Annotated in this window: 17 protein-coding genes and 1 tRNA gene; 10 read left to right on the forward strand and 8 right to left on the reverse strand. The window is 70.1% G+C overall.

The features are described from left to right. Positions 1-7: 7 nt before the first annotated feature. The 3 genes from OG972_RS32330 to OG972_RS32340 form a co-directional block, all read right to left on the reverse strand. Positions 8-943 (reverse strand): pseudouridine synthase, encoded by a 936-nt coding sequence (locus tag OG972_RS32330; RefSeq protein WP_266987541.1) that lies wholly within the window; start codon positions 941-943, stop codon positions 8-10. Between the two features lie 111 nt (positions 944-1,054). Then, complete coding sequence (locus OG972_RS32335; protein WP_266987543.1) at positions 1,055-1,213, reverse strand: hypothetical protein; 159 nt, start codon at positions 1,211-1,213, stop codon at positions 1,055-1,057. Positions 1,214-1,249: 36 nt separating this feature from the next. Continuing rightward, positions 1,250-4,135, reverse strand: a complete 2,886-nt coding sequence (locus tag OG972_RS32340; protein ID WP_266987545.1) for a glycoside hydrolase family 2 TIM barrel-domain containing protein — start codon at positions 4,133-4,135, stop codon at positions 1,250-1,252. 469 nt (positions 4,136-4,604) lie between these two features. Between OG972_RS32340 and OG972_RS32345 the strand changes: the two genes are divergently transcribed. The 4 genes from OG972_RS32345 to OG972_RS32360 all read left to right on the forward strand — a co-directional run bounded on the left by OG972_RS32345 (position 4,605) and on the right by OG972_RS32360 (position 9,308). Further along, complete coding sequence (locus OG972_RS32345; protein WP_266987547.1) at positions 4,605-5,249, forward strand: GAP family protein; 645 nt, start codon at positions 4,605-4,607, stop codon at positions 5,247-5,249. Positions 5,250-5,616: 367 nt separating this feature from the next. Next, a complete protein-coding gene (locus OG972_RS32350) occupies positions 5,617-6,423 on the forward strand; it encodes an SDR family oxidoreductase (RefSeq protein ID WP_266990855.1) in 807 nt (268 codons plus the stop codon). Between the two features lie 354 nt (positions 6,424-6,777). Beyond that, positions 6,778-8,268 (forward strand): cytochrome ubiquinol oxidase subunit I, encoded by a 1,491-nt coding sequence (locus OG972_RS32355; RefSeq protein ID WP_266987549.1) that lies wholly within the window; start codon positions 6,778-6,780, stop codon positions 8,266-8,268. Further along, on the forward strand, positions 8,268-9,308 hold the full coding sequence (locus tag OG972_RS32360) for a cytochrome d ubiquinol oxidase subunit II (RefSeq protein ID WP_266987552.1): 1,041 nt from the start codon (positions 8,268-8,270) through the stop codon (positions 9,306-9,308). The genes OG972_RS32355 and OG972_RS32360 overlap by 1 nt, the downstream gene beginning before the upstream one ends. Before the next feature lie 15 nt (positions 9,309-9,323). On the opposite strand, the gene OG972_RS32365 is transcribed toward OG972_RS32360, so the two are convergent. The 3 genes from OG972_RS32365 to OG972_RS32375 all read right to left on the reverse strand — a co-directional run bounded on the left by OG972_RS32365 (position 9,324) and on the right by OG972_RS32375 (position 13,801). Beyond that, the gene (locus OG972_RS32365; protein ID WP_266987554.1) at positions 9,324-10,904 is read right to left on the reverse strand and encodes a GMC oxidoreductase; all 1,581 of its coding nucleotides are present in this window, start codon (positions 10,902-10,904) and stop codon (positions 9,324-9,326) included. Positions 10,905-10,947: 43 nt separating this feature from the next. Further along, the gene (locus OG972_RS32370; RefSeq protein WP_266987556.1) at positions 10,948-11,892 is read right to left on the reverse strand and encodes a cyclase family protein; all 945 of its coding nucleotides are present in this window, start codon (positions 11,890-11,892) and stop codon (positions 10,948-10,950) included. Positions 11,893-11,977: 85 nt separating this feature from the next. After that, complete coding sequence (locus OG972_RS32375) at positions 11,978-13,801, reverse strand: glycoside hydrolase family 15 protein (protein ID WP_266987558.1); 1,824 nt, start codon at positions 13,799-13,801, stop codon at positions 11,978-11,980. Between the two features lie 352 nt (positions 13,802-14,153). On the opposite strand from OG972_RS32375, the gene OG972_RS32380 reads away from it, so the two are divergent. From OG972_RS32380 to OG972_RS32390, 3 genes are all read left to right on the forward strand, one after another. After that, complete coding sequence (locus tag OG972_RS32380; protein ID WP_266987560.1) at positions 14,154-15,074, forward strand: aldose 1-epimerase family protein; 921 nt, start codon at positions 14,154-14,156, stop codon at positions 15,072-15,074. Between the two features lie 293 nt (positions 15,075-15,367). Next, positions 15,368-16,564, forward strand: coding sequence for an RNA-guided endonuclease TnpB family protein (locus OG972_RS32385; RefSeq protein WP_266987562.1), 1,197 nt, complete (start codon positions 15,368-15,370; stop codon positions 16,562-16,564). Between the two features lie 39 nt (positions 16,565-16,603). After that, positions 16,604-18,370 carry a sodium:proton antiporter gene (locus tag OG972_RS32390; protein ID WP_266987564.1) on the forward strand — a complete coding sequence of 589 codons (1,767 nt, stop codon included), beginning with the start codon at positions 16,604-16,606 and terminating at the stop codon, positions 18,368-18,370. An 88-nt stretch (positions 18,371-18,458) separates the two neighbouring features. Here OG972_RS32390 and OG972_RS32395 read toward each other — a convergent pair. Next, positions 18,459-18,546 (reverse strand) — tRNA-Leu (locus OG972_RS32395). A gap of 183 nt (positions 18,547-18,729) precedes the next feature. Between OG972_RS32395 and OG972_RS32400 the strand changes: the two genes are divergently transcribed. From OG972_RS32400 to OG972_RS49300, 3 genes are all read left to right on the forward strand, one after another. Beyond that, positions 18,730-20,055, forward strand: coding sequence for a M20/M25/M40 family metallo-hydrolase (locus OG972_RS32400; protein WP_266987566.1), 1,326 nt, complete (start codon positions 18,730-18,732; stop codon positions 20,053-20,055). 152 nt (positions 20,056-20,207) lie between these two features. Beyond that, a complete protein-coding gene (gene chpH / locus OG972_RS32405) occupies positions 20,208-20,441 on the forward strand; it encodes a chaplin ChpH (protein WP_266987568.1) in 234 nt (77 codons plus the stop codon). Between the two features lie 163 nt (positions 20,442-20,604). Beyond that, positions 20,605-21,387: a chaplin gene (locus tag OG972_RS49300; RefSeq protein WP_323135912.1), complete on the forward strand. Its 783-nt coding sequence runs from the start codon at positions 20,605-20,607 to the stop codon at positions 21,385-21,387. A 70-nt stretch (positions 21,388-21,457) separates the two neighbouring features. Here the strand turns inward: OG972_RS49300 and OG972_RS32420 are convergent, their stop codons facing one another. Continuing rightward, a complete protein-coding gene (locus OG972_RS32420; RefSeq protein ID WP_030918345.1) occupies positions 21,458-21,646 on the reverse strand; it encodes a DUF5703 family protein in 189 nt (62 codons plus the stop codon). Positions 21,647-21,672: the final 26 nt, after the last annotated feature.

The raw sequence follows: 21,672 nt of genomic DNA on the forward strand, positions 1-21,672 counted from the left end.
CAGGGGATCACCGGTCCGGCCACGCGGAGAGCCGCAGCCCGCTCTCGAAGCGGCGCGGCCCGCCCGTGACCGGATCGGTGAACTCCAGTACCCGGGCAAGGAGTTGCAGCGGACGCGTCCAGTCGTCCGCCGCCCCCTCCGGTTCGACCACCGGATAGACCGGATCATGGACGAGCGGCAGACCCAGACTGTTCATATGAACCCGGAGCTGGTGGGTGCGCCCGGTGGCCGGCAGCAACCGGTAGCGGCCCAGCCCCGCCCGGTGCTCCAGCAGCTCGATCCGGCTCTCGCTGTTCGCCTCGCCCGGCTCCTCCCGGGCCGCGATCACCCCGCGCTCCTTGACGATCCGGCTGCGTACGGTGCGCGGGAAGGCCAGGGCCGGGTCGTACGGTGCCACCGCCTCGTACTCCTTGCGCACCCGCTTGTCGCGGAACAGCGTCTGGTACGCGCCCCGCTCCTCGGGCCGTACGACGAAGAGCACGAGGCCCGCTGTCAGCCGGTCCAGCCGGTGCGCGGGCTGCAACGTCGGCAGAGCCAGCTCGCGGCGGAGCCGGGCCACCGCTGTTTCGGTGATGTGTCGGCCGCGCGGTGTCGTGGCGAGGAAGTGCGGCTTGTCGGCGACGACGAGATGCGCGTCGCGGTACACGACACCGACGGGGAACGGCACCGGCTCCTCCGGCGCGAAGTCCCGGTGGAACCAGAGATACCGGCCCGCCGTGTACGGCTCGTCGGGCGCCACGGGCCCCTGCACCGAGACGAACCTGCCCTCGGCGAGCATGGCGTCCACCCGGTGCGCTCCGATCGCACCTCCGAACCGCGCCAGCAGATGGTCACGGACCGTCGCCCACTCCCCGCCCGGATCCTCGGGGAGCCGCACCCGCACCGGATCGATCCCGTCCCGCTGCGGCAGGGGCGCCGACGGAGGCTTCGCCCGGCCTCTCATCGCGAGGTCCCGGCCGGTGCGTCGGCGCCCGGGGCGCGGCAGCTGCTGACGGTGCTGGTGGTCATGGTGCCGGTCATCCTGTCACAGCGTCGGCGCAGCTCACCGGCGGTGTCAGACCGGTGGCAGCGTCACCTTCTCGGGGCCGCACCCGACGCGTTCGGCCTTCGCGGCGACATAGCCGGGCAGCAGCGCACGGGTGAGATCCGGGCTTTTCGGATCGGTACGGAGCGTGACCTCGACGACGAAGACCACCTGACCGGTCTGGCACATCGTCCGGCGGCCACCGGACCGGGAACCAGCCGTACCTCACCCCACGGGCGAGAACACGAACGAGAACTCCGTCTCGGCCGCGTCGAGGCGGTACTCCGGCAGCACGCCCGGCCCGCACGACTGCGACCCGATGCCCTGCAGCGCGTGATCCAGGTGGACCCAGACGGTCTCCCCGGCCACCAGATCCGGCCCGTGCCCCGCAGTGTCCAGCTGCTCGCTCGTCCACCGCCGTGCGGAGAACCAGAACGGCGCGCCGCCCTCGGCCCGCACCCCGGCACCGTCGCCGTCCGTCAGCTCCGCCCAGCGGACATCGGCCCGGGCGCCGTTCTCCTGCGGCCGGACGTACGGGGTCTGCATCGCGTCGACGGACGTCTCCCACCGCCCGAGCATCGAGGCGGCCCGGGTGTCCGGGTACGCCTCACCGGGCCCGCCGCCGAACCATCGCGCCCCGCCGTACGCGGCAGGCAGCCCGAACCGGATCCCCAGCCGGGGCAGCGGCACCCGCCACTCGCCCTCGGGCGCCACGGACACGGTGAGCCCGAGCCGTTCCCCGTCGGCGGTCCACCGGTACTCCGTACGCAGCCCCGTATCCACCCCGGCGGGCGCCACCCGTGTCCGTACGGTCAGCGAGTCCTCGCCCACCTCCACGGCGTCGATCCGGTGGTGCATCCGGTGCAGCCCCAACTCCCGCCACCGCAGCCCGTACCGTTCGTCCGGCTGCCAGGCCGCACCGTTGTCGTTGTCGGTGGGCGCCCGCCACACATCGAGCCGCAGCGCCTGAACGGGTACGTCCCCGAGCCGGACCAACGCCCCGGTCGCCGCATCGAAGACGCCGCTGCCGAGGATGACCACCCCGTCAGCCGCCTCCGGTCGCGAGCCCACCGCGGCCGCAGCCGGAACCACCGCCCCGACCGCCGGCTGCCCCCAAGCCACCACGTGCCCGCGCCCGGCCCACGCAGCGTCCTCGGCGAGCACCGCCCGCACGGTCCATACGCCCTCGCCGCCCTTGGGGAGTGCTGCCTCCGCGTGGGCTCCGGGCGCCAGGCCGGGCACGGTGAGCGGGCCCGATGCGCGGAGCTCCCCGTCCACCTCGTGCGACCAGACGAACTCCAGGTGGCCGAGGTCCGCGAAGTCGTACCCATTGACGATCCGGACGGTTCCCGCCGATGTCCCGGCCTCGATCCGTACCGGCTCGATGACCTTCTTGTACTCGATCAGCCCGGGGGAGGGCGTGCGGTCGGGGAAGAGCAGTCCGTCGCAGACGAAGTTGCCGTCGTGCAGCTCCTCGCCGAAGTCCCCGCCGTAGGCGAAGCCGTGCTCGGGGTGGGCGATTCCGTGGTCGATCCACTCCCAGACGAACCCGCCCTGGCAGCGCTCGTACTGCTCGAAGAGCCGCTGGTACTCGCTCAGTCCGCCGGGACCGTTGCCCATCGCGTGCCCGTACTCGCACATGATGAACGGCATCGCGCGCCGCCGGGCGTCCAGCGGCGGGTCGCCCCACGGGTCCTCGGCCCGCTTCCCGATCAGCTCGACCTCGGCGTGGGTCGGATACATCCGCGAGTACAGGTCGACGTCCTTGCAGGAGAGATCGCCCTCGTAGTGCACCAGCCGGTCCGGATCCCGGTCCTTGACCCACTCGGCCATCGCCGTGAGCCCGCGCCCCGACCCGCACTCGTTGCCGAGCGACCAGATGATCACCGAGGCGTGGTTCTTGTCGCGCTCCACCATGCGCGCGGCCCGGTCGAGCAGTGCCGGGGTCCACCGTTCGTCGTCGACCGGGTTGTTGCGCCACTCCAGGTCGACAAAGCCATGTGTCTCCAGATCGCACTCGTCGATCACCCAGAGCCCGAGCTCGTCGCAGAGATCCAGGAACGCCGGGTGCGGCGGGTAGTGGCTCGTCCGTACGGCATTGATGTTGTGCCGCTTCATCAGCACCAGATCGCGCCGCATCGTGTGTGCGTCCACGGTCCGCCCGGTCTCCGGGTGGAACTCGTGCCGGTTCACCCCGCGGAAGAGCACCCGCCGACCGTTGACCTTGACGACCCCGTCCTCGACGGCGACGGTACGGAATCCGATCCGCAGCGGTATCCGCTCACCGGCCGTCACCAGCTCACCGTCGTAGAGCCGGGGCGTCTCGGCGGTCCACGGCTCGACCGGCACGGTCACCGCCTCATCCGTTGCGACATCGACCCCCAGCCCGGGCACCAGGACCCGCCCGTCGGCGCCGTCGCACTCCACCCGCAGCGTCCCGGTCCCGGCGCGGTGGTCGTAGCCGGCGTGCACGAAGAAGTCCCGGGGCGCGCCGTCCGGCCGGTGCAGCAGCGTGACGTCCCGGAAGATCCCCGGCAGCCACCACTGGTCCTGGTCCTCCAGATAGCTTCCGGACGACCACTGGTGCACCCGTACGGCCAGTACGTTGTCCTCGGCCCGCACGACCCCGCCGACCGCGAACTCGTGCGGCAGTCGGGACCCCTTGAAATCCCCCAGCTCCTCGCCGTTGAGCCAGACCCGGGCGGCGGACTCCACCCCGTCGAACCGCAGCACGCACTCGCCGCCCTCCGGCCACCCGGCCGGCAGATCGAAGGTCAGCAGATGGTCCCCGGTCGGATTCTCGGTCGGCACCAGCGGCGGATCGACCGGGAAGGGGTAGACGACATTCGTGTACGCGGGAGCTCCGCCGGCTCCCTGCAGCACCCAGTGTCCGGGCACCGCGACCGTTCCCCAGCCGGACGCGTCGAACCCGGACTGCGCGAACGAGGCGCCCTCGGCGGAAGCGGTCGGCGAGAGCCGGAACCGCCAATCCCCGTTCAGCGACATCCGCCCGGCGTCCGACCCCGCGTACCAGGACCGGGGCGGCAGCCCGCCCGATCCGGGGGACACGTCCATGTACCAGGGGAGGGGGTGCGTATGCGTACGGCTCATGATTCTCCCTGCTCGGCAACGCCCGGTTCGCTGCTGGACGTTAACCATGGATGAACCGTTTCAACAAGGGGGCGGAGGGACCGGCGCCGGATGACTTCGGCGACCGAGTCCCTGCGAGGGCACACGGGCTCCTGTGCGGCGTACCGGCGCCGACCCTCGGTCCCGGTGGACCTGCGCCGGCAGCCGTGCGGAACCCGCCGAAACACATTCGGCCCATCGGCGCCGTGGCCGGCTTGACGCGGTGATCCCCGGCCAACACAGTCGAGATGCGGTGCGATCGACGTCCCCAGCACGACCCGCGTCCGTGCGGTCCGACCTCCGGCCGTCGGCAGACACCACGGGAAGGCAGCGATGGCCGAGAACCGGAGCGAGACGCGGTCTCTGCCGTCCGGCGGGCCCGAGACCCCTGGCCACGGAAAACCGCGCGGACACAGGCCCCGGAACGGGACCGGCTACGTGGCCGGCAGCGATGGTCCTTGACCTCGTCCTCATCGGCACGGCCATCACGCTCGGGCCCATTCACAACAGCGCCTTCATCCTGCTGCTCTCCGCCGACAGAGGTGTACGCAAGGGGCTGGCGTTCATCCTGTCGTGGCTCGGCGGCCTCGTGCTGGTGATCGCTGCCGTGATCCTTCTGACCGGCGGCACGCCCCCGGCGCGCCAGAGTGTTCCGTCGACGGCGGCGCTCGCGGCCAAGCTGGCCCTGGGCGTGGGGCTCGTCGCGTACGGCGAACACAAGCGGCGCGGTCCACCTCGCCCCCGTCGCTCACCCAAGTGGATGGCGGGACTGGACCGCGCGTCCGGATGGGCGGCGGCCGGACTGGCTGTCCTGCTGCAGCCCTGGGCCATGGTCGGTGCCGGGGCCGCCACGGCAGTGGGCGCGGATCTCTCCTCGGTGGCGTCCACGCTGGCCCTCACGGGGTTCTGTGTGCTGGCCACGTCCAGCCTGCTGGCGATGGAGCTGTACGCCACCTTTTCACCCGTTTCGGCAGGTTCAAAGCTACGAGGGTTGCTCAGCTGGCTCGACAGCCATCAGGACCAGGCGATCGTGTCGCTGTCACTTCTGCTGGGGCTGTGGCTGGTCACCAACAGCATCTACCAGCTCGTCAAGTGAGGGCGGCGGCCCCGGGCCGACCGCCGCCACCACCGTGCGGGCCGGAGCGCCGGGACCGGTCGCGGCGTCACTGGCCCGGTCGCGTGAGATTCCCTTCCCCCGGCGAGCGTTCCGCGCGCCGGTCCGGCCCGCCCGCCGCGTTCGGTGATCCCCTCCTTTGGAGGTGTGGCGCGAAGCGGCTCACTTTCCGATTCCGACCCCTCTGCTCCCGAGAGACCGGCGCGGCGGCACCGCGTCGCCCTTCCTCCAAGCGACTGCCGGGCCCCCGACGGCCCGCCCGGCGGGGTTGTCTGCCGACCGACGGGCCGCACGGAGTGCCGAAGGAGAAGTCGTGGTGGCAGGAAGTACCGGTGAGGCGCGGGGCGCCATGTCCGCGCGACTCGTGGCGGGGCAGAAAGCGCTGGTGACCGGGGCGAATTCGGGCATCGGCAAGGCGACCGCGATCGCGCTCGGACGGGCCGGCGCGGATGTCGTCGTCAACTACGTGGCCGGCGCGGACGAGGCCGAGAAGGTCGTGGACGAGATCAAGGGTTTCGGGGTCCGCGCCTACGCACACCAGGCCGACGTGTCGCAGGAGGACCAGGTCGTCGACATGGTCGCCCGCATGGTCGAGGAGCTCGGCACCATCGACATCATGGTGGCCAACGCAGGCCTCCAACGGGATGCGCCGACGGTGGACATGACGCTCGCCCAGTGGCAGAAGGTCATCGACGTCAATCTCACCGGCCAGTTCCTCTGCGCGCGTGAGGCCACCAAGGAGTTCGTCCGGCGCGGTGTCGTCCCGGAGGTCTCCCGGGCGGCCGGGAAGATCATTTGCATGAGCTCGGTCCACCAGATCGTTCCCTGGGCGGGCCATGTCAACTACGCCTCCTCCAAGGGCGGCGTGGGCATGCTGATGCAGACCCTCGCCCAGGAGCTGGCACCGCAGCGGATCCGGGTGAACGCCATCGCACCCGGCGCCATCCGCACCCCCATCAACAAGGACGCCTGGAACACCCCCGAGGCGGAGGCCGACCTCCTGCGGCTGATCCCGTACCGACGGGTCGGAGATCCGGACGACATCGCCAACGCCGTCGTCGCGGTGGCGTCCGACCTCCTCGACTACGTCGTGGGCGCCACGCTCTACGTCGACGGGGGGATGACGCTCTTCCCCGGCTTCGCCACCGGGGGCTGATCCCGCGGTGGCACGCCGGTCAGCGCCCTGGCGGGGCTTCGCCGGTCCGTGCTGCTGCCCGGGGGTGCGGAGGGCACGGGGCGCCGTACATCCGTGCTGGGGCCGGCCCTCGGCGACCGTATGCCAGGAGCGACAGCCGGCGTTGCCGTGCGTACGTCCGCGGAGTGCCGACCCCGGCCGGTCCCCATGCCGCCTCCTGCCGCAGCCACGGGCCGCCACCGCCGGAACCCGGGCGGATCGCCACCGCTCCGCCACGCCCCGGCCCTGGCTGCGCCTATGCCACCGCAGCGCGGGCGGCCCGCATCCGTACCCCGTCCCGTCCGACACCCCCGGGTGTGAACCATCGAGGCGCACATGCACACAACAGCGGCCCTAATGGCGGACGCCGCGGCCCCGCCCCAGCTCCTGCCGGCACGCCAGTTGATGGCCTTCACCCTGGCCTCGCACATTCTGCTCGTGCCGTTCGGAGTCGCACTGCCGTTCATCACCCTGCTGATGCACCACCGCGGGCTTCGCCGGGGCGACGAGGTCGCGCTGAGACTCGCTCGGCGCTGGTCCGCGGTGATGGCCGTCCAGTTCGCCATCGGTGTCGTCACCGGCACCGTGCTCTCCTTCGAGTTCGGTCTGCTCTGGCCCGGCATGATGGGGCGTTGGGGAGACGTCTTCGGACTCGGGTTCGGCATCGAGGCATGGGCGTTCTTCCTGGAGGCCGTCCTCATCGCGATCTACCTCTACGGCTGGCGCCGGCTGAAGCCGTGGACCCACTTCTGGCTGGGCGTGCCGCTGCCGCTGACCGCCCTCCTGGGAGCGTTCGGCATCATCGCGGCCAACTCATGGATGAACACCCCGCAGGGATTCACCCTCGACGCCGCGGGAAGACCGGTCGATGTCAATGTGCGGCAGGCCGTCTTCACGCCGATGTTCGGCCCCGAGTACTGGCACTTCACGGTGGCCATGTTCCTGACCGCCGGATACGCGGTCGCGGGCGTCTATGCGGTCGGCCGGCTGCGAGGGCGCCGGGACCGCTACCACCGGCTCGGCTTCACAGTGCCGTTCACGGTCGCCGCGATCCTCACCCCGATCCAGTTCGTGCTGGGTGACTCCATCGCCCGCTCCGTCTTCCACAAACAGCCGATCAAATTCGCCGCGACCGAGATCGTCTGGAAGACCGACACCCACGTACCGGAGTACATCTTCGGGCGGCTGCATTCCGACGGAACGGTCTCCGGCGGACTGAAGATCCCCCAACTCGACTCGATCCTCGCCGGGTTCAGGCCCAGCACCCGTGTCACCGGCCTGAGCTCCGTGCCGCCCGAGAACCGTCCCACGGCCACTCAGGCCACCATCGTCCACTGGGCCTTCGACATCATGGTCACCATCGGCAGTCTGCTGATCCTGCTCGCACTCTGGTACGCCTGGTGCTGGTGGCGCCACCGTGACGTCCCTTGCTCGCGCTGGTTCTACCGGTGTGCCGCGGCCTCGGGGGTCGCCTGTCTGGTCACCGTGGAATGCGGCTGGATCACCACCGAGGTCGGCCGCCAGCCCTGGATCGTCTACCAGCACATGCGGGTGTCCGAAGCGGTGACCGCCACTCGCGCGGGCTCGCTGTGGACGATGCTCGCCATCGTCGTCGTCGTGTACGTGGCCATCTTCGCCGCCTTCCTCGCGGTGCTGCTGAAGATGCGGACCCGATGGCGCATCGCCGACGCGAGCGCATCCCCCGCTGCCGTGTCCCAGGCCCCGGAAGCGGACACTCCGTACGGTCCTCGGGGTGAACGCCTGCCCACGGCGGCGGGCGCCGCTCCCGGTGAGGGCAACGACCGGACTCCTGGCGGTGCGTCGTGATGCCGGAGGTCATCGCCTGGGTCCTGGTACTCGCCGTCGCCGCCTACGCGTGCGCCGGAGGCACCGACTACGGAGCCGGATTCTGGGACCTGCTCGCCGGGGGAGCCGAACGCGGCGAGCGCCCCCGCCGGCTCATCGACCATGCCATGGGGCCCGTCTGGGAGGTCAACAACGTCTGGCTGATCTTCGTCCTCGTCGTCATGTGGACCGGGTTTCCCACCCTGTTCCAAGCGGTCTTCGGGGCCCTGTGGCTGCCGTTGGCCCTCGCCGCCGTCGGCCTCGTGCTGCGCGGAGCCGGCTTCGCCCTGCGCAAACCCGCTCGCCGGCTCGCCCAACGGCGTGTCTACGGGGCGGTGTTCGCCCTCTCCTCGCTCGTCACCCCCTTCTTCCTCGGGGCGGCGCTCGGTGGCATCGCATCCGGCCGGGTCGCGGTCGGCACCACCGCATCGGCCGATGCCTGGGCCAACCCCACCTCCGTCATCGCCGGTCTGCTCGCCGTGGCCGCCGCCGCGTTCCTCGGCGCCGTGTCCCTGTGCTCCGACGCCCGCCGCTTCGGTGCCGACGACCTGGTGGGCTACTTCCGTCGCCGGGCACTGATCGCCCTGGGCGCCCTGGTGGTGCTGGCCCTGATCGGTCTGCCCGTCACCCACAGCGATGCGCGTCACGTCTGGGAGGGCCTCACCGGAGGGATCGGCCTGCTGCTGGTCCTGTCGGCCGCGGTGAGCGCCTTCGCCACCGCTGCTCTCCTCCTGCGCCGCACCTACCGGTGGTCCCGCTGGACCGCCGTGGCCAGTGTGGCTCTGACCGTCTTCGCGTGGGGGTTCGCGCAACGCCCCTATGTGCTGCCCACCTCCCTGACCGTGGCCGAAGCGGCGGGCGCCCCTCATACGCTGTGGTGGCTGGTGATCGTCACGGTCGTCGCGATTGTGCTGATCGGGCCCGCTCTGGTGCTCCTCTACTGGATGGACACGCACGGCGAGCTGGAATCCCTGACCGACGCCGATACGCAGGCCGGCCGGGCACCCGGCGACACCCAGTAGGTCCGCCGCCGTACGTCAGCGGAGCCGTTCGACGATATGGTCGCCGACCCGCAGGGCGTTGGCGATGGCGGTCAGGGACGGATTCACCGCGCCGATGCTCGGGAAGAAGCTGGTGTCGACGACGTACAGGTTGTCCAGGTCATGGGCCCTGCAGTTGATGTCGAGGGCCGAGCTCTGCGGATCCGTGCCGAAACGGATCGTGCCCGCCTGGTGTGCGGTGGCCCCGATCGGCATGCCCTTGTGGAGGTAGAGGCTGTGGTCCAGCAGGTGGTGCGGATGCATCCCCAGATGCCCGAGCATGGTCTGCAGTTCGTGCCGGAGCTTCATGAGCCCCGTCATGTTGTTCTTCTCGTCGATCGACAGGTGCACCCGTCCGTCGCCGTCCAGCGTGACGCGGCTGTCCGGCAGCGGCAGGTCCTCCCCGCACAGCCAGAAGTCGACCGCGTGATGCGCGAGCACCTCGAACGGCATGTCGGGCGAGACCTTCCCGGCCCAGCGCGGCGCCTCGCCGCGGATCTGTTCGGCGTCGGACTTCCCGAGCATCTGGATGCCGCCCAGCGGATAGTCGAACTCCTTCGATCCGAAGTACCAGTCGTTCAGCGCCAGAGTCTTCTGGAAGCGGGTCGGGTTCGGTTCCTTCGAGACCGCCATCAGTGCCAGGTTGTTGTGCCGCATGTAGTGGCGTCCCACCACGTCCGAGCTGTTGCCGAGGCCGTTCGGATGCCGGTCGCTCGCGGACCGGAACAGCAGCGCGGCGGAGTTCACCGCTCCGCAGGCGACGACCACGATGTCGGCCGCGAAGGCTGCCGTCGAACCGTCGTCGAGCTCCGCGACCACCTTGGTGACCGTGCGCCCGGTGGGGTCCGTCTCCAGCCGGCGTACATCGGCTCCGGTGATCATGCGTACGTTGTCGTGCCGGAGCGCGGGGTCGACACAGATCACCTGGGAGTCGGACTTGCCGTTCACCAGGCAGGGGAAGCCGTCGACCCGGTTGCAGCGGATGCAGACGCTGTCGTGGGTGGCGTTGCCGTCGTCGTCCTGGGTGAGGTCGACCCCGATCGGCAGGTGGAAGGGGTGCAGCCCCTGCTTCTCCAGGTCGTCGCTGAGCTGCTGGATCCGCGGCTCGTGCCGGACCGGCGGGTGACGGTACTGGGCACTGGCCGGCCCCTCGGTCGGGTCCTCGCCGTGCATGCCGTGCACCAGGTAGAGGTGCTCGGCCTCGGTGTAGTACGGCTCCATGTCCTCGTAACGGATGGGCCAGGCGGGGGAGATGCCGTCGTGGTGCCGAAGTTCACCGAAGTCCTCGGGCCGCAGACGGAACAGCGCCGCGCCGTAGAACTTGGTGTTGCCCCCGACGTAGTAGTTCACCTCAGGGGTGAACTCACGGCCGTGCCTGTCGTACCAGGTCTCGGACGCAAGATACCTGGCCTTCACGAACACCGCGGTCGAGTCCCAGTTGTCGATCTCCCGGGGCAGATAGCCGCCCCGCTCCAGGATCAGGACACGTCTGCCCGAGGGGGCCAGCCGGTGGGCGAGTGTGCCGCCGCCCGCGCCGGTACCGATGATGATGATGTCGTACGTCTCGTCGTCCGCCATGAGAGCTCCCGTTCTCGAAGTGCACCCACGTGCCGTCACGGCCTCACAGGATCGCGATCGGATTGATGGGGGAGCCGGTGGCCGCGGGAAGCCGGAGAGGCGCGATGACACAGAGGAAGGACCACCGGTCCTCCGCCTCGCAGACCGGCACCAGATCCTCGAACTGCAGGTAGTCCAGCAGGTGCAGACCCATGGCATGGACACCCAGTACGTGGACGGGGAAGCCGACGCCCTCCGTCGTACTGGGGGCGCTGTCGTTGTTGCCGTCGCTGCCGAGCAGTGCGACCTTCCGGTCCGCCAGGAACTCCATGGCCGTGGGGTGGAGTCCGGCCCGGGCCTCTTCCGTGTCCCACGGTCCGAGTTCGTCGCGCCGGCGCCGGTGACCCACCCGGACGAAGAGCAGGTCGCCCTGGGCGACCCTGAGGTGGTGAGCGGACTCGGCAGCGGCGAGTTCGTCACCGGTGACGGAGTCGCCCGGCTCCAGCCACGGGACACCGCGCAACCGCGGAATGTCGAGGAGAACGCCCCGGCCGACGATCCCGTCATGGGCCAGTTCGACCGACAAGTCGGTCGCTCCCTCCGGCGTCAGAGTGCTCGCCGGCACGCCGTCGTACAGCGTCCCGTCGAAGACCACGTGGCAGAGGGCGTCGAGATGGCTGTCGGCGTCCCCGTGCACGTTCGTGGCGATGCGGTCCCGCGCGAACTGCAGTCCTTCCGCGTGGATATGGCCCGCCACCGCGCCGGTCATCACATGCTTGCAGGGATCGGGATTATCAGGCCCCTGCCGGGTTTCCACGGGCGCCGCCATCGTCACCGTCAGGCCCGATCCGACCTCGGCCGCCGCCGCCCGCACCTGCCGCGGCGTGATGTCGTCCAGGGCGCCGCGGCCGGCACCCCGGCCGTCCGGTCTTCGCACGCGCGCATAGAGACCGGCGAACTCGGCGGCGCTCACCGGGGACGGTGCTGTGGGGCGCGGCTGTGCGGCCATGGGCCGTGATCCTCTCGGAGAGCCGGCCGGGCGGCTGCCCGGGCGGGCGCGGTGTCCCGGCCGCGGCCGGGGGAGCGTCGACAGGTCAGCGGCGCTCCTCCTCGTCGAGCGCTTCATCGAGCGTGATGGCGGCCATGATCAGGGACAGGTGGGTGAACGTCTGCGGGAAGTTGCCCAGTTGCTCCCCGCTCGGGCCGATCTCCTCGGCGAAGAGCCCGACATGGTTGGCGTAGGTCTGCATCTTCTCGAAGGCGTACCGGGCCTGGGAGAGCCGGCCCGCGCGGGCCAGCGCGTCGACGTACAGGAACGTGCAGAGACTGAAGGTGCCTTCGCAGCCGCGCAGCCCGTCGGGCGAGGCCGCCGGGTCGTAGCGGTAGACGAGGCTGTCGGAGACGAGTACGCGGTCCATGGCGTCGAGCGTGGACAGCCAGGACGGGTCCCTGGGGGCGACGAACTCGACCCTTGGCATCAGCAGCAGCGAGGCATCCAGCACATCGTCGCCGTACTGCTGGACGAAGGCCTTCTCCGAATCGCTCCAGCCGCGTTCCATGACCTGTTCGAAGATGGCGTCCCTCGCTCTCGTCCACCTGGCCGTGTCGGCGGGCATGCGGAAGGCGTCCGCCAGGCGGAGGCCGTGGTCGAAGGCGACCCAGGACATCACCCGGCTGTACGTGAAGTCCTTGCGTCCGCCGCGGGTCTCCCAGATGCCCTCGTCCGGCCGGTCCCAGGTGTCGGCGAGCCAGTCGAGCGTCCTGGTGAGGGCCTTCCACCCCGCGTACGTGACCTGTCGGCCGATCCCACGCCCCTGGGACAGCGCGTAGACGGCTTCGCCGTAGATGTCCAGCTGCAGTTGGTCGGCGGCGGCGTTGCCCGCACGGACGGGGTACGAGCCCTGGTATCCCTCGAAATGCGCCAGGAGCTCCTCGGGCAGATTCGGGTCGCCGTCCACCCGGTACATGGTCTGCAACGGCTCTCCGTCGGTGCCCTCGCGGTCATGCAGGCGTGCGACGAGCCAGTGGACGAACGCGGTGGCTTCCTCGACGAAGCCTAGATCCAGCAGAGCACGGACGGACAGGGAACCGTCACGCACCCAGGTGTACCGGTAGTCCCAGTTGCGTTCCCCGCCTACCTGTTCCGGGAGCCCCATCGTCGGCGCTGCGATCATCGCCCCGGTCGGGGCGTAGATGAGCAGCTTCAGGGTGATGGCCGAACGGTGGACGAGTTCGGGCCACCGGCCCCGGTATCGCGAGCTGCGCAGCCACGTCTTCCAGAAGCGGACGACGTCCCAGTGCTGTGCGGTGATGGTGTCGAACGTCGGGGGCGGAGGAGCCTCCCCGCCCGGGGCGCAGACGGTGAACACGACGCTGCCGGCCTCGCCGGTCCTCAGGGTCACCGTACCCCGCACATCCCGGCCGTCGCGCTCCAACGGGAAAGTGCTCTGCAGGTGGGCGCTGATGCCGGGGGCCCGGAACAGGGCACCTTCGGGGCCGAGGTCGAGCTCGTGCTCGGCACGGCCGTAGTCGAAACGCGGCCGGCACGCGAGTTCGAAGCTGACGGTTCCCCGTACGACCCGCACCACTCGGACCAGGGTGTGCCGGTCGGTGGCGACACCCGTCAGGTCGGGAGGCATGTAGTCGATCACCTCGCCCACCCCGTCCGGCGACATGAACCGGGTCACCAGAACGGCAGTGTCCGGGTAGTACAGCTGCTTGCTGCTTCCTTCGGTACGGTCCGGCGCCAGCTCGAAGTGTCCGCCGTGCTCGCTGTCGAGCAGGGAGCCGAAGATGCTGGGCGAGTCGAAGCGGGGAGCGGCGAACCAGTCGATCACGCCGCGTGACGAAACGAGCGCGGCAGTCTGCAGATCACCGACGAGCCCGTGCTCGGCGATCGGCGGATAGCGGTCGTCCATGGTGGCTCCGGAGGTGTGGGAAGCCCCCCACCAAACCCACTATCCGGCAGAACGGATCTCCGCGCCTGGGCTGAAGGAGGGAGGCAGACGAGGCCCTCCGCCTGCTGGTGTCACGGCGTGACCGCTCGCCCGCGCCCCGGCCCCTGCACAGGCGGGGACGGACGAGCCTTTCTGCCCGCACGCATGCCCCCCGCCGGGCGAACCTGCCGCCGCGTTCCGGCAGGACACACGTGTCCTGCTTGACTCGGCAGATCGCTGTCCGCACGCTCCCGGGAGGCGGCCGACGGACCGGGGCGCCCCCGGCCCGGACTTGTGGGCCGTCCGCCCCATGGGCAGGCCGAGGAGGCCACGCGTGCACGAGAGCCGGACCGGTCGGCAGGTGACTCTCCGTCATCGCGACCACGACGTCGTCGTCGTCGAACTCGGTGCGGCCCTCCGCCACTACGCCGTCGGCGGGCGGCCGGTACTCGACGGATTCGCGCCGGACGACCGGATCACCGGCGGACGCGGTCAGATTCTCGTGCCGTGGCCCAACCGGATCGCGGACGGGCGCTACCGCTGGGACGGCCGGGACCACCAACTGCCGTTGACCGAGCCGGAGAACGGCAACGCCATCCACGGCCTGCTCCGCTGGACATCGTGGCGGGTCGTCGAGGCGCAGGACGACCGCGCGGTGCTCGACACCCCCCTGTGGCCCCAGCCCGGCTATCCCTTCCACCTCCGGGTCCGTGCCGAGTACACCCTCGGCGACGGCGGCCTCGGTGTGGCCGTGACCGCACGCAACGTCGGCACGGGCGCCGCACCCTACGGAGTCGGCCAGCACCCCTATTTCGTGGTCGGCACCGGAATCGTGGACGACGCGCTGCTGACCGTGCCGGCGCGGACACGGCTGCGCACCGACGACCGGGGACTTCCGGTCGCTGCCGAACCGGTTGCGGGCACGCCCTACGACTTCCGTGCACCACGAGCCCTCGGCACCCAGCGGCTGGACACACCGTTCGGCGGGCTCGACCGGGATGCGCACGGGCGGGCCGCGGTGCGCCTGACCCATTCCTCCGGCGCATGGGGCACGGACGTATGGCTCGGCGAGGGCGTCGAACACGTCCAGCTCTACACCGGGGACACCCTGCCCGAGGGCGAGCGGCGCCGCGCTGTCGCCATCGAGCCGATGTCGTGCCCGCCGGACGCGTTCCGCAGCGGTACGGGACTTGTCGCCCTGGGGCCGGGTGAGGAGCACACACTCCGGTGGGGGATCACCCCGTGGCAGGAATGACGGCTGCGCCGTGGTGCTCGGCCCGACCACCATCGGTCCGACGGCCACGCGCGAACCGATGGTGGTCGGCCGCATTCGTCCCGCTGCCGTCCTGTCGTCGGCCGGTCCGCTCGCGAGGGAGTTCTCCATGACGACGAATCAGGTCTTCATCCCAAATTCCTTGCGTGGATACCCCGTGCTTCAGCTCGGGGAGGAAACGCATCCTTGGCCCGTAGCCGCGAAGCGGCGGAGTCCGGGTGCGTATCCGTTCTGGCCGTTCGGTGTTCACGAACGGATCTGATAGTTTGTGAGATGTGAAGACCGAGCTGGTGAAGCGGGCGTTCAAGTACCGTTTCCACCCCACGAACGAGCAGGCAGCGGAGCTGTCGCGCACGTTCGGGTGTGTCCGCAAGGTCTACAACCTGGCGTTGGAAGCCCGCACGGTGGCGTGGTTCCAGCGTCAGGAGCGGGTGAACTACAACGCCACCTCGGCGATGCTGACGCAGTGGAAGAAGACCGACGAGCTGGCCTTCCTGTCCGAGGTGTCGTCGGTGCCGTTGCAGCAGACGCTGCGGCATCTGCAAGGGGCGTTCTCGAACTTCTTCGAGGGCCGGGCGAAGTATCCCCGGTTCAAGTCGAAGAAGAAGACCCGCCGCTCCGCCGAGTACACCAAGTCGGCGTTCACGTACCGCGACGGTGTGCTGACGCTCGCGAAAATGAGGAACCCACTCGCGATCGTGTGGTCCCGGCCGCTCCCGGCGGGGGCGGAGCCGTCCATGGTGACCGTGTCCCAGGACAGCGCGGGCCGCTGGTTCGTGTCCATGCTGTGTGAGGACGCGTCCGTCAAGCCCCTGTCGAGGCTGGATACGGCGGTCGGGATCGATGCCGGAATCACCAGCCTCGTGACGCTGTCCACCGGGGAGAAGGTCACCAACCCACGCCATGAACGCCAAGACCGTGCACGCCTGGCCAGGGCGCAGCGGGTCCTGGCGAAGAAGGAGAAGGGCTCCCGCAACCGGGACAAGGCCCGCGTCAAGGTCGCCAAGGTGCATGCCCGGATCGCCGACCGGCGCCGGGACTTCCTGCACCAGCTCACCACTCGGCTCGTTCGTGAGAACCAAACGATCGTGATCGAGGACCTGAGCGTCCGCAACATGGTCAGGAACAGGAGTCTCGCCCGCGCCATCTCGGACGCGGCCTGGACCGACATGCGCTCGATGCTGGAGTACAAGTGCACCTGGTACGGAAGGAACCTGGTCGCCGTCGACCGTTGGTTCCCCTCCACCAGACTGTGCTCCGCGTGCGGCACCATCCGGGAGAAACTGCCGTTGAACGTCCGCGCGTGGACGTGCGACTGCGGCACCACGCATGACCGCGATGTGAACGCGGCACGCAACATTCTGGCCGCCGGGCTGGCGGTTACGGCCTGTGGAGCGGGTGTAAGACCTCAACGGGAGTCCTCCCGGACGGGGCAACTTGCTGCGAAGCAGGAAACCTTCACTGCGAAGTGAGGAATCCCCCTCGTTCACGAGGGGGAGGATGTCAACGGTGTGGGACTCACCCTGGTGCTCGCCGTCGGTTCGCAGATCCTGGCCGGCCGGCTGCGCATCCCGGCGCTCATCGTGCTGCTGCCGGTCGGGTTCACCGCCGGGGCGCTGGTGGACGACCTGGATCCGCAGCGCCTGCTGGGCCCGGCGTTCTCGCCGCTGGTGTCGCTCGCCGTCGCGGTGATCCTCTACGATGCGGGCCTCGGGCTCGATCTCGGGAAGCTGAAGGGCCATATCCGCGTCGTCGTCGTCCGGCTGATCTGGATCGGCGTCCTGGTCAGCTGGGTGCTCGGCACGCTCGTCGCCATTTTGCTGCTGGGCATGGACCGGCGGGCGGCCGTCATGCTCGGTGCGATCCTCGTGGTCTCCGGGCCGACCGTGGTCGGTCCGCTGCTCGGCTTCGTCCGGCCGAAGCAACGGCTGCAGCACATCCTGGTCTGGGAGGGCTCGCTCATCGACCCGGTCGGCGGCATTCTGGGAGCGCTCGTCTTCCACCTCGTCGAAGCGAGCGGCGGCCGTCATGCCGGGGTCGGCGTGGTCAAGTTCCTCGGCAGCGTCGGCGTCGGACTGGCGGGAGGCGTCGTCGGAGCCGCGCTGCTGTGGGTGCTGCTCCGTGTGCTCCGGCTCGGCGAGGTCCTCGGGACGACAGCCCAGCTCGCCGCGGTGATCGCGGTGGCGGCCTTCTGCGATGTGGTCCGTGAGGACACCGGACTCATCGCTGCCGTGGTGATGGGACTGGCAGTCGCCAACCTTCCACGCTTCGACGTCCCGGCACGCCGGCCCTTCTTCGAGACCACGGTCAGCCTGATCCTCGGGCTGCTCTTCATTTCGATCTCGGCCACCGTCACCCCGCAGTCGCTGCGCCACGTGGTCCTGCCCGCGCTGGGCCTGGCCGTTGCGCTGGTGATCGTGGTCAGACCCCTGGTGGCGGTCCTGTCGACGCTCGGCACGGACCTGTCACGGGGCGAGCGGGGTTTCATCGGCTGGATGGCTCCACGCGGGATCGTCGCGGCGGCGACCGCCTCGACCTTCTCCGCCGCCCTGGTGGCGAGGGGAATCGGCGGCGCTTCGAAGATTCTCCCGGCCACGTTCGTCGTCATCGTGGCCACGGTGACGCTGTACGGGCTGACGGCGTCGGCCGTCGCCCGGCGGCTGGGCGTCGTGCGGCCGGCCCGCTCACGCCCGCTCCTGGTCGGCGGTGAGCAGTGGGTGGTGGATCTCGGGCTGGCACTGAGATCGGCGGGGCTTCTGGTACTGATGTGGGCCGGGCTGGAGCAGCAGCGTGAGCGCATCGGACAGGCCGGACTCGACCTGGCCCCGGGGGAACTGCTGGCCGCCGCCACCGGTGAGGGGGCCGAGCTGGAGGGCATCACGGCGGTGTTCCTCCTGACCGCCGAGGACGACTTCAATGCGCGGGCGGCCACCATCCTGCGCGGCAGCGTCGAGGGATCCGTCCATCGCGTCGGTGCTCCGCGCGAGAGCCTCGGCGTGGTCGCCCCGTTCATCGGCGGCGAGGTCCTGTTCGGCACGGAACTGACCGGGGCGGTGCTGACCCGGAGGTACGAGGACGGGGCGTCCATCGTGACCAGGCCGGCGGACCAGGCCGCGCCGGCCGACTGGGACACGCTGTTCCTCGTCCGGGGCGACGGCCGGCTCGATCCGGTCACCGAGGAGAACCGCCCGCTGCCCGGGCCGGGCGACTTCGCCGTCCTCCTGGCTCCCGCCTCCGGCGGACGCCCGGCCGCGCCTCCCGCTCCGGCCGGAGTGTGACGCCGCCGGGCCCCGCACGAAAAAGCGGATGCGGGCCGAGATGATCCTCGACCCGCATCCGCTCCGTCTCCTGCGAAGGGAGACCTTCTGGTGTCCGAGGGGGGACTTGAACCCCCACGCCCGATAAAGGGCACTAGCACCTCAAGCTAGCGCGTCTGCCATTCCGCCACCCGGACAAGGTGTCTGTCTCGCGGGCCGTGCCCGTTCCGACGTGGAAAACAATAGCAAACAATCGGGGGTGCTCGATCACGCCACTGGCCGTGTGAACGGCGCGTGACGGGGGACGGGCGCCCTTGGGCGTGCGGGCCGGGCGCGGGAGGATGTGGGGGAGCACCAGGGTGACAGTGGAAGGAAGCAGCGTGAGCGAGACGAACAAGGCCGGCGGCCTGTCCGGCGAGGACGAGGTCGTGGACCTCTGCCGTGAGCTGATCCGGATCGACACCAGCAACTACGGAGACCACTCGGGCCCGGGTGAGCGGGCAGCCGCCGAGTACGTCGCGGAGAAGCTCGCCGAGGTCGGGCTGGAACCGAAGATCTTCGAATCCCACAAGGGTCGTGCATCGACCGTGGCCCGGATCGAGGGCGAGGATCCGTCCAGGCCCGCGCTGCTCATCCACGGGCACACCGACGTCGTGCCGGCCAATGCCCAGGACTGGACGTACGACCCGTTCTCGGGCGAGGTCGCGGACGGCTGCGTGTGGGGGCGCGGCGCCGTCGACATGAAGGACATGGACGCGATGACCCTCGCGGTCGTCCGCGATCGGATGCGCAGCGGCCGCAAGCCCCCGCGCGACATCGTGCTGGCCTTCCTCGCCGACGAGGAGGCCGGTGGCACGTACGGTGCGCGGTATCTCGTCGACAAGCACCCGGATCTCTTCGACGGCGTGACCGAGGCGATCGGCGAGGTCGGCGGCTTCTCCTTCACCGTCAACGAGAAGCTGCGGCTCTATCTCGTGGAGACGGCCGAGAAGGGCATGCACTGGATGCGGCTCACCGTGGACGGCACCGCTGGGCACGGCTCGATGACCAACAGCGACAACGCGATCACCGAGCTCTGCGAGGCGGTCGGGCGGCTCGGCCGGCACAAGTGGCCGGTCAGGGTGACCAAGACCGTGCGGTCCTTCCTCGACGAGCTGTCCGACGCTCTCGGCACCCCGCTCGACCCGGAGGACATGGACGCCACGCTCGCCAAGCTGGGCGGCATCGCCAAGATGATCGGCGCCACCCTGCGCAACTCGGCCGCCCCGACCATGCTGGGCGCCGGGTACAAGGTGAACGTGATCCCCGGCCAGGCCGTCGCCCATGTCGACGGTCGCTTCCTGCCCGGCTTCGAGGACGAGTTCCTGGCCGACCTGGACCGGATCCTCGGCCCGCGGGTGAGGCGCGAGGACGTGCACGGCGACAAGGCGCTGGAGACCAGCTTCGACGGCTCCCTGGTCGACGCGATGCAGGTCGCGCTGAAGGCGGAGGACCCGATCGCCCGCGCCGTCCCGTACATGCTCTCCGGTGGCACCGACGCCAAGTCCTTCGACGACCTCGGCATCCGCTGCTTCGGATTCGCGCCGCTGAAGCTGCCGCCGGAGCTCGACTTCGCGGGCATGTTCCACGGTGTGGACGAGCGAGTGCCGGTCGACGGTCTGAAATTCGGCGTGCGGGTGCTCGACCGTTTCATCGACAACTGCTGAATTACCGCGCCCTGTTCCACCGGTAATCGTCAGCGTGTACGTACGTGACCGGAACGAGTGAAAGGGGTCATCGTCTCGTAGCCCGACCACTTATTCCTCGTTACAGGTGATGCGGTCCGCGGCTGGGACCGCATTGCCAACTAGGAGGAATAATGATCAAGAAGATCGTCGCCGCTGCGGCAGTCACCGGTGGTCTGGTGCTTGCGGGTGCGGGCATGGCCGTCGCCGACTCGGGCGCCCAGGGTGCCGCGGTCGGCAGCCCCGGTGTGATCTCGGGCAACACCATCCAGGTTCCCGTGCACGTGCCGGTGAACCTGTGCGGCAACACGGTCTCCGTGATCGGGCTGCTGAACCCCGCCTTCGGCAACTACTGCGCCAACTCCTGACGTTGTGCGTCAACCCGTAAGGGTTTGAGCCCGTCGGCCCCGGAGCGCACGCCATGCGCTCCGGGGCCGACGGGCACTCCACCCCGCGCGGTCACGTCCGGGGGTATTCCGGAAGGTAGAAGGCAGGGAACAACCTATGTGACAGGTCACGCGTAAGGGCCTGATGACCATGGCGGCGGCGGGCGGAGTGCTCGCGCTGAGTGGCGGATACGCACACGCCGACGCGGGAGCGGCCGGCGACACGTCGAATTTCCCGGGGGTGCTGTCAGGGAATTCGGTGAAGATCCCGGTCGACGTCCCGGTCAACATATGCGGTAACTCCGTGAGTGTTGTCGGACTGCTCAATCCGGCGGCCGGAAATACTTGCGGAAACGGATCGGGAAACAGTGCCTCGGGGCGGCACGGCTCGGGCGCCCAGGCGTCGGGTGCGCAGGCATCGGGCCGCCACGCGGCGGCCGGCCGCGGCATGGGCGACCTGACCCGCGAGCACCGCGCCGGAACGGGCAAGCACCGGGCCGGAGACAACGGAAGCTTCAGCGGCGCCACGGCCGAGGGGTACGCGAACGGGTCGCCCGGCGTCCTTTCGGGCAACCACATCCAGGTCCCCGTCGACGTCCCCGTGAACGCCTGCGGGAACAGCGCCACCATCGGCGGACTGCTCAACCCCACAACCGGCAACACGTGCGAGAACGACGCCGACGTGAGCACGCCCCCGGTGGACGTTCCGGTCACCCCGGTCACCCCGGTCACGCCGCTCACCCCGGTCACGCCGCTCACCCCCGAGAAGCCCGAAGTGCCCGGACCGCGAGGCGTGCCGAACGCGCCCGAGCCCCAGCTCGCCCACACCGGAGCGGGCGGGCTCGACCTGCTGGTCCCGGCGGGCGTGGGTCTCCTGCTGGCGGGCGCGGGTACGGTGCTGTACCGCCGCTCCCGCACGGTCGCATAACAACGGGCTGCGGCACCGGGCCGGAAGGCATGAAAACGAGCGGGCCCCGCGGATGCGGGGCCCGCTCGTCTCACCAGGTGGCGCGTAGCTGGCGAATGATCCGCCGCCGCAGCCGCACCCTGCGGCTGCCGTCACGGCGCAGCGTCAATCGGTCCAACTCCCAGTGCCCGTACTCGGCATGGTCGGTCAGCAGGCGGGCGGTTTCCTTCCGGGAGACCCCGCGCGGCACGTACACATCGACAAATTCGTATTCCGGCATCGCATCTATTGTGCGGGCAGAGGCTG

It is taken from the genome of Streptomyces sp. NBC_01669, assembly GCF_026339735.1.
Taxonomy (GTDB): Bacteria; Actinomycetota; Actinomycetes; order Streptomycetales; family Streptomycetaceae; genus Streptomyces; species Streptomyces yanii.